General features: G+C 70.3%; 14 protein-coding genes and 1 pseudogene. 5 read left to right on the forward strand and 10 right to left on the reverse strand.

Annotated features, from left to right (window positions below):
* Nucleotides 1-7: 7 nt before the first annotated feature.
* Genes AB0H78_RS29220 through AB0H78_RS29230 form a run of 3 tightly spaced genes read right to left on the reverse strand, consistent with a single transcriptional unit; the run spans nucleotide 8 to nucleotide 2,612 of the window.
* The gene (locus AB0H78_RS29220; protein ID WP_363237641.1) at nucleotides 8-1,165 is read right to left on the reverse strand and encodes an acetyl-CoA C-acetyltransferase; all 1,158 of its coding nucleotides are present in this window, start codon (nucleotides 1,163-1,165) and stop codon (nucleotides 8-10) included.
* Nucleotides 1,166-1,190: 25 nt separating this feature from the next.
* Entirely contained in the window at nucleotides 1,191-1,778 is a 588-nt protein-coding gene (locus AB0H78_RS29225; RefSeq protein ID WP_363237801.1) for a TetR/AcrR family transcriptional regulator, read from the reverse strand.
* 45 nt (nucleotides 1,779-1,823) lie between these two features.
* Nucleotides 1,824-2,612, reverse strand: coding sequence for an SDR family oxidoreductase (locus AB0H78_RS29230; RefSeq protein WP_363237642.1), 789 nt, complete (start codon nucleotides 2,610-2,612; stop codon nucleotides 1,824-1,826).
* Between the two features lie 44 nt (nucleotides 2,613-2,656).
* Here AB0H78_RS29230 and AB0H78_RS29235 point away from each other — a divergent pair, with 44 nt between their 5' ends.
* Genes AB0H78_RS29235 through AB0H78_RS29250 form a run of 4 tightly spaced genes read left to right on the forward strand, consistent with a single transcriptional unit; the run spans nucleotide 2,657 to nucleotide 5,959 of the window.
* Entirely contained in the window at nucleotides 2,657-3,505 is an 849-nt protein-coding gene (locus AB0H78_RS29235) for an enoyl-CoA hydratase (RefSeq protein WP_363237643.1), read from the forward strand.
* Nucleotides 3,505-4,647: an acyl-CoA dehydrogenase family protein gene (locus AB0H78_RS29240; RefSeq protein ID WP_363237644.1), complete on the forward strand. Its 1,143-nt coding sequence runs from the start codon at nucleotides 3,505-3,507 to the stop codon at nucleotides 4,645-4,647. Before AB0H78_RS29235 ends, AB0H78_RS29240 begins: the two co-directional genes overlap by 1 nt.
* Nucleotides 4,644-5,591, forward strand: coding sequence for an acyl-CoA dehydrogenase family protein (locus AB0H78_RS29245; protein ID WP_363237645.1), 948 nt, complete (start codon nucleotides 4,644-4,646; stop codon nucleotides 5,589-5,591). The genes AB0H78_RS29240 and AB0H78_RS29245 overlap by 4 nt, the downstream gene beginning before the upstream one ends.
* On the forward strand, nucleotides 5,588-5,959 hold the full coding sequence (locus tag AB0H78_RS29250; protein WP_363237646.1) for a VOC family protein: 372 nt from the start codon (nucleotides 5,588-5,590) through the stop codon (nucleotides 5,957-5,959). Before AB0H78_RS29245 ends, AB0H78_RS29250 begins: the two co-directional genes overlap by 4 nt.
* Nucleotides 5,960-5,975: 16 nt before the next feature.
* Here the strand turns inward: AB0H78_RS29250 and AB0H78_RS29255 are convergent.
* The 3 genes and pseudogenes from AB0H78_RS29255 to AB0H78_RS29265 all read right to left on the reverse strand — a co-directional run.
* Nucleotides 5,976-6,362, reverse strand: a pseudogene (locus AB0H78_RS29255) (VOC family protein); the annotation flags it as partial.
* Nucleotides 6,363-6,367: 5 nt separating this feature from the next.
* On the reverse strand, nucleotides 6,368-6,997 hold the full coding sequence (locus AB0H78_RS29260) for a HutD family protein (RefSeq protein WP_363237647.1): 630 nt from the start codon (nucleotides 6,995-6,997) through the stop codon (nucleotides 6,368-6,370).
* Entirely contained in the window at nucleotides 6,958-7,674 is a 717-nt protein-coding gene (locus tag AB0H78_RS29265) for a VWA domain-containing protein (protein ID WP_363237648.1), read from the reverse strand. Before AB0H78_RS29265 ends, AB0H78_RS29260 begins: the two co-directional genes overlap by 40 nt.
* Before the next feature lie 60 nt (nucleotides 7,675-7,734).
* On the opposite strand from AB0H78_RS29265, the gene AB0H78_RS29270 reads away from it, so the two are divergent.
* Nucleotides 7,735-8,460 carry a glucose 1-dehydrogenase gene (locus AB0H78_RS29270; protein ID WP_363237649.1) on the forward strand — a complete coding sequence of 242 codons (726 nt, stop codon included), beginning with the start codon at nucleotides 7,735-7,737 and terminating at the stop codon, nucleotides 8,458-8,460.
* Between the two features lie 9 nt (nucleotides 8,461-8,469).
* Here the strand turns inward: AB0H78_RS29270 and AB0H78_RS29275 are convergent, their stop codons facing one another.
* The 4 genes from AB0H78_RS29275 to gltB form a co-directional block, all read right to left on the reverse strand.
* Nucleotides 8,470-9,573 (reverse strand): hypothetical protein, encoded by a 1,104-nt coding sequence (locus AB0H78_RS29275; protein ID WP_363237650.1) that lies wholly within the window; start codon nucleotides 9,571-9,573, stop codon nucleotides 8,470-8,472.
* A gap of 14 nt (nucleotides 9,574-9,587) precedes the next feature.
* Nucleotides 9,588-9,806: a hypothetical protein gene (locus AB0H78_RS29280; RefSeq protein WP_363237651.1), complete on the reverse strand. Its 219-nt coding sequence runs from the start codon at nucleotides 9,804-9,806 to the stop codon at nucleotides 9,588-9,590.
* Nucleotides 9,807-10,159: 353 nt separating this feature from the next.
* Nucleotides 10,160-11,620 carry a glutamate synthase subunit beta gene (locus AB0H78_RS29285; protein ID WP_363237652.1) on the reverse strand — a complete coding sequence of 487 codons (1,461 nt, stop codon included), beginning with the start codon at nucleotides 11,618-11,620 and terminating at the stop codon, nucleotides 10,160-10,162.
* Entirely contained in the window at nucleotides 11,613-16,172 is a 4,560-nt protein-coding gene (gltB, locus tag AB0H78_RS29290) for a glutamate synthase large subunit (protein ID WP_363237653.1), read from the reverse strand. The genes AB0H78_RS29285 and gltB overlap by 8 nt, the downstream gene beginning before the upstream one ends.
* Nucleotides 16,173-16,425 lie beyond the last annotated feature (253 nt).

A 16,425-nucleotide genomic window follows, 5' to 3' on the forward strand; every position in this document is an offset into this window, starting at 1 on the left:
CGACCGCTCAGAGGCGCTCGATGATCGTGACGTTCGCCTGGCCGCCGCCTTCGCACATCGTTTGCAGTCCGTAGCGGCCGCCCGTGCGCTCCAGCTCGTGCAGGAGGGTCGTCATCAGCTTGACGCCCGTCGCGCCGAGCGGGTGGCCCAGCGCGATCGCACCGCCGTTGACGTTGACCTTGTCGGGGTCCGCCCCGGTCTCCTTCAGCCAGGCGAGGACGACCGGGGCGAAGGCCTCGTTGATCTCGACCAGGTCGATGTCGTCGAGGGACATCCCCGTCTTCTTCAGGGCGTACGCCGTGGCCGGGATCGGGGCGGAGAGCATCCGGATCGGGTCCTCCCCCCGTACGGAGAGGTGGTGGATACGGGCGCGCGGGGTCAGACCGTGTTCCGCGACCGCCCGTTCGGAGGCGATCAGCATCGCGGCCGCGCCGTCGGAGACCTGGGAGGAGCAGGCGGCGGTGATCGTGCCCTCTTCGAGGACCGGCTTGAGGCCCGCCATCTTGGCGAGCGTCGTGTCGCGGCGCGGGCCCTCGTCCGTCGTGACGTTCCCGTACGCAACGATCTCGCGCGCGAAGCGGCCCTCGTCGATCGCTTGGATCGCCCGCTGGTGGGAGCGCAGGGCGAACTCCTCCATCTCCAGGCGGGATATCCCCCACTTCTCCGCGATGAGCTGGGCGCCGTGGAACTGGTTGACGGGGGCGTCGCCGTACCGCGCCCGCCAGCCTTCGCTGCCCGCGTACGGGCCACCGGTGAGGCCGAGGGGTTCGGCGGCCTGGCGCGAGGCGAAGGCGATCGGGATCTGCGTCATGTTCTGGGTGCCGCCCGCGACCACCAGGTCCTGGGTGCCGGAGAGGACACCCTGGGCGGCGAAGTGCACGGCCTGCTGGGAGGAGCCGCACTGGCGGTCGATGGTCACGCCCGGCACCTCCTCGGGCAGCCCGGCTGCCAGCCATGCCGTACGGGCGATGTCGCCGGCCTGCGGGCCGACGGTGTCCAGGCAGCCGAAGACCACGTCCTCGACGGCCGAGGGGTCGATGCCCGAGCGGGCGACGAGCGCCTTGAGCACGTGCGCGCCGAGGTCGGCGGGGTGCACGGCCCCGAGGCCTCCCTTGCGCCGGCCGACAGGGGTGCGGACCGCTTCGACGATGTAGGCCTCGGACATGGCTTGGCTCCTCCGGTGCAACGGGTTATGTACGGACGGAAATCCCGTCCAGGACCATCGACAGGTACTGGCGGGCGATCTCCTCGGGGCTGTGCTGGCCGCCCGGCCGGTACCAGGACGCCGCGACCCAGACGGTGTCGCGGACGAAGCGGTAGGTGAGGCGGATGTCCAGGTCGGCGCGGAAGACCCGGTCCTCGACGCCGCGCTCCAGCGTCCCCAGCCAGGCCTTCTCGAACTTGGTCTGGGAGTCGGCGAGGTAGTGGAAGCGCGGCAGGGCGGCGAGGTGCCTGGACTCCTTCTGGTAGATCGCGACGGCGGCGCGGTGCCGGTCGATCTCGCGGAAGGACTCGGTGACGAGGGCCTCGATGGTCTCCCTGGGGCCGAGGCCGGCTTCGAGCACGGCGTCGTAGCCCGCCCAGAGCTCGGTCAGGAAGGTGGAGAGGATCTCGTCGACCATCGATTCCTTGGAATCGAAGTGGTAATAGAGGCTCCCGGCGAGCATGCCGGCCTCGTCCGCGATCCTGCGGACGGTGGTGGCGTTGTAGCCCTGGGCGGCGAACACCTCGGCGGCGGTGTCGAGGAGTTCGCGGCGGCGCGCGGGGGTGGCGGTCACCGGGGTCTTCTTGGCGTTGCTGTTGGTCGGCACGCCGCCATTGTCTTACGCATGCTGGCTGCTGACGGAGATGGTCTCCCCGGTCATGTACGAGGAGTAGCCGCTGGCCAGGAAGACGATGACGTTGGCGACCTCCCAGGGCTCCGCGTAGCGCCCGAAGGCTTCGCGTGCGGTGAGCTCGGTGAGGAGTTCGGGGGTGGTGACCTTCACCAGGTGCGGGTGCATGGCGAGGCTCGGGGAGACGGCGTTGACGCGTACGCCGTACTCGGCGGCCTCGATGGCCGCGCACCGGGTGAGGGCCATGACGCCGGCCTTCGCGGCCGCGTAGTGGGCCTGGCCTGCCTGGGCGCGCCAGCCGACGACGGAGGCGTTGTTGACGATGACGCCGCCGCCTCCCGTCTCCCTATATGCGCGCAGGGCGGCTCGCGTGCAGCGGAAGGTTCCGTTCAGGGTGACGTCCAGGACCTTGGACCACTGGTCGTCGGTCATCTCGACGAGGGGTGAAGTCCCGCCCAGGCCCGCGTTGTTGACGACGATGTCCAGGGCGCCGTGCAGTTCTCCCGCGTACGCGAAGAGCGCCTGGACCTGGGTCTCGTCGGTGACGTCACAGGGCAGCGAGGCGACGCGGTCGGTGCCGAACTCCTCGGCGAGCGCCGCCTGGGACTCCTTGAGGCGGCGGGCGTGCGTGTCGCCGAGGACGACGCGGGCGCCTTCCTCCAGGAATTTACGGGCCGTCGCCCCGCCGATGCCCGCTCCGGCGGCTGCGGTGATGACGGCGGTGCGGCCGGTCAGCAGGCCGTGGCCGGGGACGTACTGCGGCTTGTTGTTCGTCACACCGGCACGTTAACCTACCAAACACTTGTTAGGGAAGGAGTCCGATGCCCGACCCGTCCGCACCACCGGTCCTGTACGAGCGCCGCGGCCCGGTCGCGCACCTCACCATGAACCGCCCGCAGTACCGCAACGCCCAGAATTCCGCGATGACCTACGCCCTGGACGATGCCTTCTACCGGGCGGCCGACGACCCGCAGGTGAAGGTCCTCGTCCTGTCCGGGGCGGGCGACCACTTCTCCTCGGGCCACGACATCGGCACCCCGGAACGCGATGCCCATCTGCCCTTCGAGCGGCGGGCCGGACTCTGGTGGGACCACTCGGACAAGGCGGGCGCCGAGAGCCGGTACGCCCGCGAGTCCGAGGTCTATCTGGGGATGTGCAGGCGCTGGCGCGAGCTGCCGAAACCGGTGATCGCATCCGTCCAAGGGGCGTGCGTGGCGGGCGGATTGATGCTGGCCTGGGTCTGCGACCTGATCGTGGCGAGCGAGGACGCCTTCTTCGCCGACCCGGTCGTACGGATGGGGATCCCGGGCGTCGAGTACTTCGCGCATCCGTGGGTGATGCCGCCACGCATCGCGAAGGAGTTCCTGTTCACCGGGGACAGGATGAGCGCCCGGCGGGCGTACGAGGTCGGAATGATCAACCAGGTCGTGGGGCGCGACGAACTCTCGTCCCGTACCGAGGAGTTGGCGCTTCAGATCGCCGGAATGCCGCGTCTGGGACTCGCCCTCACCAAGCGCGCCGTGAATCAGGCGGAGGACCTGCAGGGCATGCACGCCGGGATGGACTCCGTCTTCGGACTGCACCATCTCGCCCACGCCCACAACGCCGAGACGGCCGCCGACCCGCTGGGCGGCATGGACATAGCAGCGATGAAGAAGGCGAGCAGCTGATGGACCTGACGCACACGCCCGACGAGGACGCCTTCCGGGCCGAGGCGAGAGCGTGGCTCGCGGCGAACGTCCCCGCCGAGCCGCTCCCCTCCCTGGAGACCGAGGAGGGCTTCGCGGCCCACCGGGAGTGGGAGGGGCGGCTGGCCGCGGACCGCTGGTCGGTCGTCAACTGGCCCCAGCAGTACGGCGGCCGGGGCGCGGACATCTTCCGGTGGCTGGTCTTCGAGGAGGAGTACTACCGGGCCGGCGGCCCCGGCCGGGTCTCCCAGAACGGCATCAACCTCCTCGCCCCCACCCTCTTCGACCACGCCACCGACGAGCAGCGCGCCCGCGTCCTGCCCCCGATGGCGAGCGGCGAGGTGATCTGGGCGCAGGCCTGGTCCGAGCCGGAGTCCGGCTCCGACCTCGCCTCGCTGCGGTCGACCGCCGTACGGGCGGACGGCGGCTGGCTGCTCTCGGGGCAGAAGACCTGGTCGTCCCGGGCGGCTTTCGCGGACCGCGCGTTCGGCATCTTCCGTACGGATCCTGACGCGCCCAAAGCCCATCAGGGCCTCACCTACCTGATGTTCGACCTCAAGGCGCCGGGCGTCACGGTCCGCCCCATCGGCCGCCTCGACGGAAAGCCGGCCTTCGCGGAGCTCTTCCTCGACCAGGTCTTCGTCCCCGACGAGGACGTCATCGGGGAGCCGGGCCAGGGCTGGCGCATCGCCATGTCCACCACCGGCAACGAGCGCGGCCTCACCCTGCGCTCCCCCGGCCGCTTCCTGGCCGCCGCCGACCGCCTCACCGCGCTGTGGCGCGAGCGGGGCGAGGAGGTGACGGTGCGCGACCGGGTGGCGGACGCGGTGATCGGCGCGCGCGCCTACCAGCTCTTCACGTACGCGAACGCCTCGCGCTTCGCGGCGGGCGAGACGATCGGCGCGGAGTCGAGTCTCAACAAGGTCTTCTGGTCGGAGTACGACATCGCGCTCCACGAGACGGCGCTCGATCTGCTGGGCGCCGACGGGGAGTTGGCGGACACCGCCTGGGCCGAGGGTCATGTCTTCTCCCTCTCCGGGCCCATCTACGCGGGCACCAACGAGATCCAGCGCGACATCATCGCCGAGCGGCTGCTCGGCCTGCCGAGGGGACGCCGCGCATGAGATTCCAGCTCACCGACGAGCAGCAGGACTTCGCGCGCTCCCTGGACGCGCTGCTCACGGCCGCCGACACGCCTTCTGTCGTACGGTCCTGGGCCGCCGGGGACCACGCCCCTGGCCGGGCCCTGTGGGCGCGGCTCGCGGAGGCCGGGGTGTTCGCGCTGGCGGTCCCCGAGGCGTACGAGGGAGTGGGGCCGCTGCCCGTCGAACTGGCCCTGACCTACGTGGCGTTGGGACGCCACTGCGTGCCGGGCCCGGTGGTCGAGACGGCGGCCGCGGCCGTGCTCCTGGCCCCGACGCCCGCCGCGAAGGAGTGGCTGCCGCGGATCGCCGCGGGCGAGGCGCTGATCTCCCTCGCCGAGGGCCCGTACGCACTGGACGCCGACGCCGCCGACCTGCTGGTCACCTCCGAGGGGCGCGTCGCGCCCGGGTACGGTCCGCTGCGCGCATCGGCCGACCCGGCCCGCCGCCTGTTCGCCCCGGATCCCGGCGGTGAACTCCTGGGCGGCACACCGGCGTTGAGCGAGGCCGCCGGCATGGCGGCGTTCCTCACCGCGGCGCAGTCCCTCGGTGTGGGGCTCGCGCTCCTGGACCGTACGGTCGCGTACGTGAAGCAGCGGACCCAGTTCGGGACGCGGATCGGCGCCTTCCAGGCGGTCAAGCACCGCCTCGCGGACACCCTCCTCGCCCTGGAGTTCGCCCGACCGCTGCTCTACGGGGCCGCGCTCACCATGGCGCCGGGGGACATCGCGGCGGCGAAGGTGACCGCGGGCGAGGCGGCGTACACGGCGGCCCGCACCGCGCTCCAGCTGCACGGCGCGGTCGGCTACACCGAGGAACTGGACCTCTCGCTGTGGCTGCGGAAGGCCCGGCCGCTGCGGGACGCCTGGGGCAACCCCACCGCCTGCCGGACCGCCGTACTGGCCGCACTAGAATCCACCGCATGATCGCCGCCCTGCAGTGCATAGTCCTGGACTGCCCCGACCCGCCGAGCCTGGCCGCCTTCTACCGGACGGTCCTCGGCGGCACGGTGAACCAGCCCGACCGCCGCTGGAGGCTCGACGCCGACTTCGCGACGCTCCATACGCCGGCGGGACTGGTCCTGGGCTTCCAGCGGGCGGAGGACCACCAGGCTCCTCAGTGGCCCAACCCCTCGCGCCCGCAACAGTTCCACCTGGACTTCGAGGTGGACGACCTGGACCGGGCCGAGCAGGAGGTCCTGGAAGCGGGGGCCAACCTCCTGGACGACAACGAGAGCGGCTGGCGCATCTACGCCGATCCGGCCGGCCACCCGTTCTGTCTGCTCGCGCGCTGAGCTCCGGGCCGGCTCACTGGGCCCCGGAGGTCTTCTCCCGCTCGGCGACGCTGCGCTCGACACAGAATTCGTTGCCCTCGGGGTCGGCCATGAGCGCCCAGCCGGTGCCGTCCGGATTGCGCCGGTCGGCCACCAGGGAGGCACCCAGCTCCAGCAGCCGCTCCACCTCTTCGTCGCGGGAACGGTCCTGCGGCTGAAGGTCGAGGTGGACGCGGTTCTTCACGGACTTGGACTCGGGGACCTGGACGAACAGCACCCCGACGCCCGGCGCCTGCACCAGCGCCTCCGGGTCTCCGGGGAAGTCGTCGTCGGCCAGCGGGGCGTCAAGGACCTGCGACCAGAACGTCGCCAGCTTGTGGGCGTCGGCGCAGTCGATCGTGATGTGTCGTACGAGAGAAGTCATGGCCGTCACTGTGCCATGCGCATGGTGACCAGCGCCGTGCGCCGCTCGGCGCGCAGCACGCCCAGGGGGCCGCGGGTCGCCAACGCGGCGTCGTACGGCCCGAGTTCGATGCCCGCGCCCTCCAGGACCGCGGACCCGTCCAGCGCGACGACCAGTACGGTCGCGCCGGGCGGGACCTCGACCGGGGTCCGGCCGCGCAGGACCGCCGTGGTGACCTCCGTGCGGCCTCTGCGGTACATCACGTTGAAGTTCACGACGGGGCCGTCGAGAAGGCGGCAGTCGGTCGCGGTGTCGCCCGCGAAGTCGCGCGGTACGAACCGCTCGTCGACCAGGGTCCGCAGGCCGCCCACGGTGAGGTCCATCCCGGCGCCTTCGACGACGGTCAGTGTGCGGTCCACTTCGGGGAAGGCGGAGAAGGGTCCGTCGGCGGTGACGTCGGCGAGGCTGACGCGCCAGGCGAAGTCGTCCATGTCCGCGCCCTCGGGCCAGGCGGCGATCTCGCGGGTGATGCCGCCGCCGTTCTTCCAGGGGACGGCCGGGCGCCCGGCGGCCCTCAGGACCCGTACCCCTGCCCGTACCTCTGCCCGCACCTCTGTCACCGCACCATCCCTGCCGCCCGCACCGTGCTCAGCCATACGGGGAACTCTGCCACCAGCCGGTCGTAGAGCTCGCCGTCGGAGACCTTCCGCGGGTCGCTGCCGGCGTGGAAGAAGCCCGCGTTGTCGACGGGGCGGCGGGCGGGGACGGCGAGTTCGTCGAGTTTGCGGAGGAAATCGAACTGCTTGCTGCCCCGGTCACCGAAGCCGATGAACTGCCAGAACATCGGCAGCTTGGCGGCCTTGCAGACATAGCGTTCGGCGGCGAGCTTGTTGATCGGGCCGCCGTCCGTCTGGAAGACGACGAGGGCGGGCGCGGTCGAGCCGCTGTCGAGGTAGTGGTCGATGACGGCGTCCATGGCCAGGTGGTAGCTGGTCTTCCCCATGTGGCCGAGCCCGGCGGCGATCTTCTCGACGCGGCCGTGGTGGTTGGCGAGGGTGATGTCCTCGACGGCGTCGACGTCGGTGGAGAAGAAGACGACGGGGACCGTGCCGTCGTCGTCGAAGTGCGCGGCGAGACCGAGCACGCGGTCGGCGAGGGCCTGGACGCTGCCGTCCTGGTAGTAGGGCTTCATCGATCCTGAGTAGTCGATGACCAGGTAGACCGCTGCGCGCTCGCCGTTCAGACCGTGCTTGTTCAGTGATATGCCTGCGGTCTTGTAGAGGCTGACGAGCGCGGGCGCGGTCTCCTCCATCTTCTGGAGGCTGATGGGCATCCGGTGCTCCGTCCACTCGATTCGATCAGCCGACAGTACGACACCGAGCGAGGGGCTGAAATGAACTCTCTGGAAGGCAAGGTCGTCGTCATCACGGGGGCGGGACGCGGCCAGGGCGCGGCGGAGGCGCGGATGTTCGCCGGGGCGGGGGCGCGGGTGGTGGTCACGGACGTACGGGAGGACGAGGGCGAGGAGGTCGCCAAGTCCCTTGGTGGAAAAGGGGTGTTCGTGCCGCATGACGTGTCCGAGGCCGCGGACTGGACGTCGGTGGTCGAGGCCGTGCTCAGCGCCTTCGGGCGGCTGGACGCGCTGGTGAACAACGCGGCGCTGTGGCGGACGGCGTCCGTGGAGGACGAGACCCTGGAGAACTTCGAGAGCCTGCTGCGGGTCAACCTCATCGGCCCGTTCCTGGGGATACGGGCGGTGGTCCCGGCGATGAAGGAGGCGGGCGGCGGATCGATCGTGAACGTCTCGTCGACGGCAGGGCTGGTGGGGATCAAGGGCCATGCGGCGTACGGGTCGACGAAGTTCGGCCTGCGCGGCCTCACCCGCTCTTCGGCGCTGGACCTGGCGCCGTACGGGATACGGGTGAACTCCGTGCACCCCGGGGCGATCGACACCCCTATGACGGCGGCGGTCGCGGACAAGGACTGGTCGCATGTGCCGCTGGGGCGGATGGGGCAGCCGGAGGAGGCCGGTCAGCTGGTCGGGTTCCTCGTCTCGGACGCGTCCTCGTATGTGACGGGGACGGAGTTCACCGTCGACGGGGGCCAGACGACCGGCTGACCGGCCCGCTCACTCCCCGGCCTGGTCCTGGAAAGCCGGCAGTTCGAAGATGCGCTGCTTGCCGGTGTCGTCCATCAACTCCACGAGCGGCAGCACCAGTTCCCACAGGTCCTGCTTGTCGACCTCGCGGGCGAGAGCGTCGAGCTCGCTGTCCGCGAGGTGGCCCGCCGCGTCCGCGACGACCTTGCGGGACTCCTCGGGCAGCAGCCCGACCAGCGGCAGGAACTCGGCCCACAGACCGGTCGCCACGACGGCCCGTACGACCCCCGCGAGCACGTCGCTCTCGCGCAGCGACGGGAGTACGGCGACGCCCCTGCGGTCCTCCTCGTCGAGTACGGCGACGAGCGGGAGCAGCGACTCCCACAGCCCCTGATCCGCCACGACCCGTACCAGGGAGTCGAGTTCGTCCTGCGGCCTGCGGGCGGCGAGCGTCGCGATGGCGGCGCGCTGCTCCCCGGTGACCATCCCCGCGACGGCGAGCGCCTCGGGCCACAGGCCGTCGGCGGCGGCCGAAGCGATGACGGAGGCGAGGCGCTCCTGCCCCATCAACGCGATGATCCTGCCGAGCTGTTCTGGCTGGTCGACGGCGTATCCGGAGCGCAGTACGTCGTCGTCCCCGACCTGCGGAAGGATCCGCTCCAGGGCGTGGTCGCGCAGATGTCCGACGAAGCGCCCCATGGTGATGTGGTCGCCGCGCTCGGCGAGGGTGACCGCGATCCGTACGACGAGGTTCTCGTCGAGGCGGTCGACGATGCCGGGGATCCTGCGGGGGTCGAGATGGGCGCAGGACTCGGCGGTGAAGGAGACGGGCAGCTTCTCGATGATGTCGGCGGCGCGGGGCGGCTCGAGCCGGCCTGCGACGGCGGCGGCCAGGCGGGGGCCGAGCGCCTTCTGGGAAATGGCGGCGGCGACCCCGGCGGGGACGAGCTTGGTGGCCTTGGCGATGCGGTCGAGCATCTCGGGCTGATCGTCGTAGAGGGCGGCCACGGTCTGCTCGCGCAGGGCGCGGACGTCGTCGGCGGGGAGGTCCTGGAGGAAGGAGAGCCGGTCGGGCTCCTCCCCGAGGAGGCGGGCGAGCTTCTGGGTCTCGGCGCGATTGCGCAAGGTGTCCATGGGAGGGCGTCCCTTCACCTGAAGAGGATGCGGCGGACGGGCCCACGGGCCAGGGCGGGCACGAGCTTGAGCGCTTCCTCGGCGGCCTCACCGAGCCCTTCGGCGCGACGGGCGCGTTCGCCCCGCAGGGCGTCGGCGAGCAACTGGATCTGGGGCTCGGAAAGTTGGGCGACGGAGTCGGGGGGCGGGGCGTTGAGCTCGGTGGCGAGTTGCGGCAGGGCAGCGGTGCTCACGGGACCTCCCGGAGGGGCGGTTGGCTGGCTCGGCCCCGAGCGTGCTGCGAAACTGACTTTTAGTCAATAGCCGCGACGGGGCGGGGCTCCGCCCCCGGACGCACAACCCGCACATGTGAGCCGGTGCCGGCAAAAATCAAGCCCGTCCGGCGATTGAGGACACGCGGCCGAAGGTCGCGTACCGGGGGGTGCGGGGGCGCAGCCCCCGCAAAAGGACGGGGGCGCACCCACCCCGCCGCGCCGCAGGCGAAACGCGTCACGGCGCCCGCCCAGTCGTCCGGTCGGGGACAGTGGGGCAAGCGCCGTGTTCAGTTCCGTACGCCGTTGTACGGGACGTCTTTGCGGGGGCCGGGTCAGACCATCAGGGAACGGTCCGTCGGCTTGATCGGGGCGTGCAGCTCGCTCGCCCCCGTGAGGAAGCGGTCCACGCCACGCGCCGCCGAGCGACCCTCGGCGATCGCCCACACGATGAGCGACTGGCCGCGGCCCGCGTCACCAGCAACGTACACGCCGTCCACATTCGTGGCGAAATCGGCATCGCGCGCGACATTGCCGCGCTCGTCGAGCTCGAGACCGAACTGCTGGACCAGACCGTTGGCCTGGTCCGTGCCCGTGAAGCCCATGGCCAGCGTGACGAGCTGGGCGGGGATCTTGCGCTCCGTGCCCGGCTTCGGCGTCAGCTTGCCGTCGATGAACTCGACCTCGGTCAGGTGCAGGAACTGGACGTTCCCGTCCTCGTCGCCCTCGAAGTGCGTGGTCGAGACGGAGTAGACCCGCTCGCCGCCCTCCTCGTGAGCCGAGGTGACCTTGTAGAGCATCGGGAAGGTCGGCCAGGGCTGCCCGGCCGAACGGTCGTCGCCCGGCCGCGGCATGATCTCCAGCTGGGTGACCGAGGCCGCGCCCTGGCGGTGGGCGGTGCCCACGCAGTCCGCGCCCGTGTCGCCGCCGCCGATGACGACCACGTGCTTGCCCTCGGCGGTGATCGGCGGGGTGACGAAGTCGCCCTCCTGCACCTTGTTCGAGAGCGGCAGGTACTCCATCGCGAAGTGGATGCCGTTGAGCTCACGGCCCGGGACCGGAAGGTCGCGGGAGACCGTGGCGCCCGCCGCGATGACGACCGCGTCGTGGCGCTTGCGCAGCTTCGACGCGTCGATGTCGCGGCCGATCTCGACCTCGGTACGGAACTTGGTGCCCTCCGCGCGCATCTGCTCGATGCGGCGGTTGATGTGCACCTTCTCCATCTTGAACTCGGGGATGCCGTACCGCAGGAGACCGCCGATGCGGTCGGCCCGCTCGTACACGGCGACCGTGTGGCCGGCCCGCGTCAGCTGCTGGGCGGCGGCCAGGCCCGCCGGGCCCGAGCCGATGACCGCGACGGTCTTGCCGCTGAGCCGCTGCGGCGGCTGCGGGGTGACGTCGCCGCTGTCCCACGCCTTGTCGATGATCGAGACTTCGACGTTCTTGATCGTGACGGCCGGCTGGTTGATGCCGAGCACACACGCCGACTCGCACGGAGCGGGGCACAGACGGCCCGTGAACTCCGGGAAGTTGTTCGTGGCGTGCAGGCGCTCGCTCGCCGCCGACCAGTCCTCGCGGTACGCGTAGTCGTTCCACTCGGGGATCAGGTTCCCCAGCGGACAGCCGTTGTGGCAGAAGGGGATGCCGCAGTCCATGCAGCGTCCGGCCTGCTTGCTGATGATCGGCAGCAGGGAGCCCGGAACGTAGACCTCGTTCCAGTCCTTCAGCCGCTCGCCGACGGGGCGGGTCTGTGCGACCTCGCGGCCCGTGGTCAAAAAGCCCTTGGGGTCAGCCATTGGTCGCCGCCTCCATCATCTTCTCGGTGGTCTCGGTCTCGGAGAGACCGGCCAGCTCAGCGGCGTCCTTGGCGGCGAGCACTGCCTTGTACGTGGTCGGGATGATCTTGCTGAAGCGGTCCACCGCGGTGTCCCACTCGGCGAGGAGCTTCTCGGCCACGGTGGACCCGGTCTCCTCGGCGTGGCGCTGCACGACACCGTGCAGCCACTGCTTGTCGGTCTCGTCGAGGGCCTCGATCGCGCCGACGTTCCCCGAGTTGACGTTGTCCTTGACGAGGTCGATGACGTACGCGACACCGCCGGACATGCCGGCCGCGAAGTTACGCCCCGTCTCGCCGAGGACGACCGCGTGACCGCCGGTCATGTACTCGCAGCCGTGGTCGCCCACGCCTTCCGAGACGACCGTGGCACCGGAGTTACGGACACAGAACCGCTCGCCGGTACGGCCGCGCAGGAACAGCTCGCCGCCGGTGGCGCCGTAGCCGATCGTGTTGCCCGCGATCGTCGAGTACTCGGCGAGGTGGTCGGCGCCACGGTCGGGACGGACGATGACGCGCCCGCCCGAAAGGCCCTTGCCCACATAGTCGTTGGCGTCGCCTTCGAGGCGCAGCGTCACACCGCGCGGCACGAACGCGCCGAACGACTGACCGGCCGAACCCGTGAAGGTGATGTCGATGGTGTCGTCGGGCAGGCCCGCACCGCCGAACTTCTTCGTCACCTCGTGGCCGAGCATGGTGCCGACGGTCCGGTTGATGTTGCGGATGGCGACCTGTGCGCGGACCGGGTGCGCCTCTTCGGCGGCCGAGGCCTGCAGCGCGTCGGCGGCGAGCTTGATGAGCTCGTTGTCGAGCGCCTTCTCCAGACCGTGGTCCTGGGTGATGACCTGGTGGCGTACGGCGCCCTCGGGCAGCTCGGGGACGTAGAAGAGCGGGTTGAGGTCGAGCCCCTGCGCCTTCCAGTGGTCCACGGCCCGCTCGGTGTCGAGGAGCTCGGCGTGGCCGACGGCCTCTTCGATCGTACGGAAGCCGAGCTCGGCCAGCAGCTCGCGGACCTCTTCGGCGATGAACTGGAAGAAGTTGACGATGTACTCGGCCTTGCCGGAGAAGCGGTCACGCAGAACGGGGTTCTGGGTGGCGATGCCCACCGGGCAGGTGTCGAGGTGGCAGACGCGCATCATGACGCAGCCGGAGACGACGAGCGGCGCGGTCGCGAAACCGAACTCCTCGGCGCCGAGCAGCGCGGCGATGATGACGTCGCGGCCGGTCTTGAGCTGGCCGTCGGTCTGCACGACGATGCGGTCGCGCAGGCCGTTGAGCAGCAGCGTCTGCTGGGTCTCGGCGAGGCCGAGCTCCCAGGGACCGCCCGCGTGCTTCAGCGAGGTGAGAGGCGAGGCTCCCGTACCGCCGTCGTGGCCGGAGATGAGGACGACGTCCGCGTGCGCCTTGGAGACACCCGCTGCGACCGTGCCGACCCCGACTTCCGACACCAGCTTCACGTGGATACGTGCGACCGGGTTGGCGTTCTTGAGGTCGTGGATCAGCTGAGCCAGGTCCTCGATGGAGTAGATGTCGTGGTGCGGCGGCGGGGAGATGAGGCCCACGCCCGGCGTCGAGTGACGCGTCTTGGCGACCCACGGGTAGACCTTGTGGCCGGGCAGCTGGCCGCCCTCGCCGGGCTTGGCACCCTGCGCCATCTTGATCTGGATGTCGTCCGCGTTGACCAGGTATTCGCTGGTCACACCGAAGCGGCCGGAGGCGACCTGCTTGATGGAGGAGCGGCGGGCCGGGTCGTAGAGACGCTCCGGGTCCTCACCGCCTTCACCGGTGTTGGACTTGCCACCGAGCTGGTTCATGGCGATGGCCATGGTCTCGTGGGCTTCCTGCGAGATCGAGCCGTACGACATGGCGCCGGTCGAGAAGCGCTTGACGATCTCGGAGGCCGACTCGACCTCGTCGATGGAGATCGGCTCACGGCCGGACTTGAAGCCGAACAATCCGCGCAGCGTCATCAGCCGCTCGGACTGCTCGTTCACGCGGCCCGTGTACTGCTTGAAGATGTCGTAGCGCCGGTTGCGCGTGGCGTGCTGCAGGCGGAAGACCGTCTCCGGGTCGAAGAGGTGCGGCTCGCCCTCGCGGCGCCACTGGTACTCGCCGCCGATCTCCAGCGCGCGGTGCGATGCGGCGATGCCGGAGACGGGGTACGCCTTGGCGTGCCTGGCCGCGACCTCCTTGGCGACGACGTCGAGACCGGCGCCGCCGATCTTGGTGGCCGTGCCGTTGAAGTACTCCGCGACGAAGGCCTCGTCGAGACCGACGGCCTCGAAGACCTGCGCACCGCGGTAGGAGGCGACGGTCGAGATGCCCATCTTCGACATGACCTTGAGCACGCCCTTGCCGAGCGCGTAGATCAGGTTGCGGATGGCCTGCTCGGACTCGAGACCCTCTATGAAGGTGCCCGCCCTGACGAGGTCCTCGACGGACTCCATCGCAAGGTACGGGTTGACGGCCGCGGCTCCGTAACCGATGAGCAGCGCGACGTGGTGCACCTCGCGGACGTCACCGGCCTCGACGAGCAGGCCCACCTGGGTGCGCTGCTTGGTGCCGATGAGGTGGTGGTGGACGGCCGAGGTGAGCAGCAGCGAGGGGATCGGTGCGTGCTCGGCGTCGGAGTGCCGGTCGGAGAGGACGATCAGTCGGGCGCCGGCCTCGATGGCCGCATCCGCCTCGGCGCAGATCTCCCGCAGCCGGGCGGCCAGGGCCTCGCCGCCGCCGGAGACGCGGTAGAGGCCGGAAAGCGTCGCCGCCTTCATGCCCGGCATGTCGCCGTCGGCGTTGATGTGGATGAGCTTGGCGAGCTCGTCGTTGTCGATCACCGGGAAGGGCAGCGTGACGCTGCGACACGCGGCCGCGGTCGGCTCCAGCAGGTTGCCCGCGGGGCCGAGCACGGAGCGCAGCGAGGTGACGAGCTCCTCGCGGATGGCGTCCAGCGGCGGGTTGGTGACCTGCGCGAAGAGCTGGGTGAAGTAGTCGAAGAGCAGGCGCGGGCGCTCGGAGAGCGCGGCGATCGGCGAGTCCGTACCCATGGAGCCGAGCGGCTCGCCGGAGGTGCGGGCCATCGGCGCGAGGATGACGCGGAGCTCTTCCTCGGTGTAGCCGAAGGTCTGCTGGCGGCGGGTGACCGAGGCGTGGGTGTGGACGATGTGCTCGCGCTCGGGGAGGTCCTCGAGCTCGATCTCGCCGGTTTCCAGCCACTGGGCGTACGGCTTCTCGGCGGCCAGGGCCGCCTTGATCTCGTCGTCCTCGATGATGCGGTGCTCGGCGGTGTCGACGAGGAACATCTTGCCGGGCTGCAGGCGGCCCTTGCGGACGACCTTCGCCGGGTCGATGTCGAGCACGCCGACCTCGGAGGAGAGCACGACGAGGCCGTCGTCGGTGACCCAGTAGCGGCCGGGGCGCAGACCGTTGCGGTCGAGGACCGCGCCGACCTGGGTGCCGTCGGTGAAGGTGACGCAGGCCGGGCCGTCCCAGGGCTCCATCATCGTGGAGTGGTACTGGTAGAAGGCGCGGCGGTCGGGGTCCATCGAGTCGTGGTTCTCCCACGCCTCGGGGACCATCATCAGCACCGAGTGCGGCAGCGAGCGGCCGCCGAGGTGGAGCAGCTCCAGGACCTCGTCGAAGGAGGCCGAGTCGGAGGCGTCCGGGGTGCAGACGGGGAAGATGCGGTCCAGCTTCTCCGGGCCGAAGAGGCTGGAGGCGAGCTGGGACTCGCGGGCCTTCATCCAGTTGCGGTTGCCCTTGACCGTGTTGATCTCGCCGTTGTGCGCGACGAAGCGGTACGGGTGGGCCAGCGGCCAGCTGGGGAAGGTGTTCGTGGAGAAGCGGGAGTGGACCAGGGCGACGGCCGTGGCGAAACGGCGGTCGGAGAGGTCCGGGAAGAACGGCTCCAGCTGTCCCGTGGTGAGCATGCCCTTGTAGACGATCGTCCGGGCGGAGAGCGAGGGGAAGTACACCCCGGCCTCACGCTCGGCGCGCTTGCGCAGGACGAAGGCCTTGCGGTCGAGCGCGATGTCCTTGGAGCTGCCGTCGGCCACGAAGAGCTGGCGGAAGGCCGGCATGGTGGCGCGGGCGCCGTTGCCGAGGAGATCGGGGGTGACGGGCACCTCACGCCAGCCGAGGACGGTGAGGCCCTCTTCGGCGGCGATCGTCTCGATCTGTGAGACGGCTGCCGCACTGTCGTCTATCGGCAGGAAGCCGATTCCGACGGCGTACGAACCGGCCTCGGGGAGGTCGAATCCGGCGGTCTCGCGGAGGAAGGCGTCCGGGACCTGGAGCAGGATTCCTGCGCCGTCGCCGGAGTCCGGCTCGGAGCCCGTGGCACCGCGGTGTTCGAGATTGCGCAGTACGGTCAGCGCCTGTTCGACCAGCTCATGGCTGGCCACACCGGTAAGAGTGGCCACGAACCCGACACCGCAGGCATCGTGTTCGTTACGAGGGTCGTACATCCCCTGCTGGGCGGGGCGACCCTCCATGGGCGACCAGGCGTCGGAACGCATCGGCACTCCCGTCGTCGTCGTGGCATATGCAATAGCCGAGGGACGACGTTGGCCCTCTGCGAAATTTCGTGCAGGTTACATGATGGAACGCTTCTCGGAAAGCGGATAGTTCATTCCAGCATGCGGACACCGCATCACGCGGTGGAGGTGGGTCGGAGGGGGACAGATCGGTCTCCGTCGACCCGCAGCAGAGCAGGCGTCGTTGCCCACAGCGCTTTCGCCTTATGCCCCACGGTTAACGGATCAAAACCGC

Origin of the sequence: Streptomyces sp. NPDC050738, from assembly GCF_040654175.1 — a bacterium.
Taxonomy (GTDB): Bacteria; Actinomycetota; Actinomycetes; order Streptomycetales; family Streptomycetaceae; genus Streptomyces.

Coding starts and splice junctions, on each gene's coding strand:
- AB0H78_RS29220 (WP_363237641.1), bottom strand. CDS start 1,165: ATGTCCGAGGCCTACATCGTCGAAGCGGTCCGCACCCCTGTCGGCCGG.
- AB0H78_RS29235 (WP_363237643.1), top strand. CDS start 2,657: ATGCCCGACCCGTCCGCACCACCGGTCCTGTACGAGCGCCGCGGCCCG.
- AB0H78_RS29240 (WP_363237644.1), top strand. CDS start 3,505: ATGGACCTGACGCACACGCCCGACGAGGACGCCTTCCGGGCCGAGGCG.
- AB0H78_RS29245 (WP_363237645.1), top strand. CDS start 4,644: ATGAGATTCCAGCTCACCGACGAGCAGCAGGACTTCGCGCGCTCCCTG.
- AB0H78_RS29250 (WP_363237646.1), top strand. CDS start 5,588: ATGATCGCCGCCCTGCAGTGCATAGTCCTGGACTGCCCCGACCCGCCG.
- AB0H78_RS29260 (WP_363237647.1), bottom strand. CDS start 6,997: ATGGCTGAGCACGGTGCGGGCGGCAGGGATGGTGCGGTGACAGAGGTG.
- AB0H78_RS29265 (WP_363237648.1), bottom strand. CDS start 7,674: ATGCCCATCAGCCTCCAGAAGATGGAGGAGACCGCGCCCGCGCTCGTC.
- AB0H78_RS29270 (WP_363237649.1), top strand. CDS start 7,735: ATGAACTCTCTGGAAGGCAAGGTCGTCGTCATCACGGGGGCGGGACGC.
- AB0H78_RS29275 (WP_363237650.1), bottom strand. CDS start 9,573: ATGGACACCTTGCGCAATCGCGCCGAGACCCAGAAGCTCGCCCGCCTC.
- AB0H78_RS29285 (WP_363237652.1), bottom strand. CDS start 11,620: ATGGCTGACCCCAAGGGCTTTTTGACCACGGGCCGCGAGGTCGCACAG.
- gltB (WP_363237653.1), bottom strand. CDS start 16,172: ATGCGTTCCGACGCCTGGTCGCCCATGGAGGGTCGCCCCGCCCAGCAG.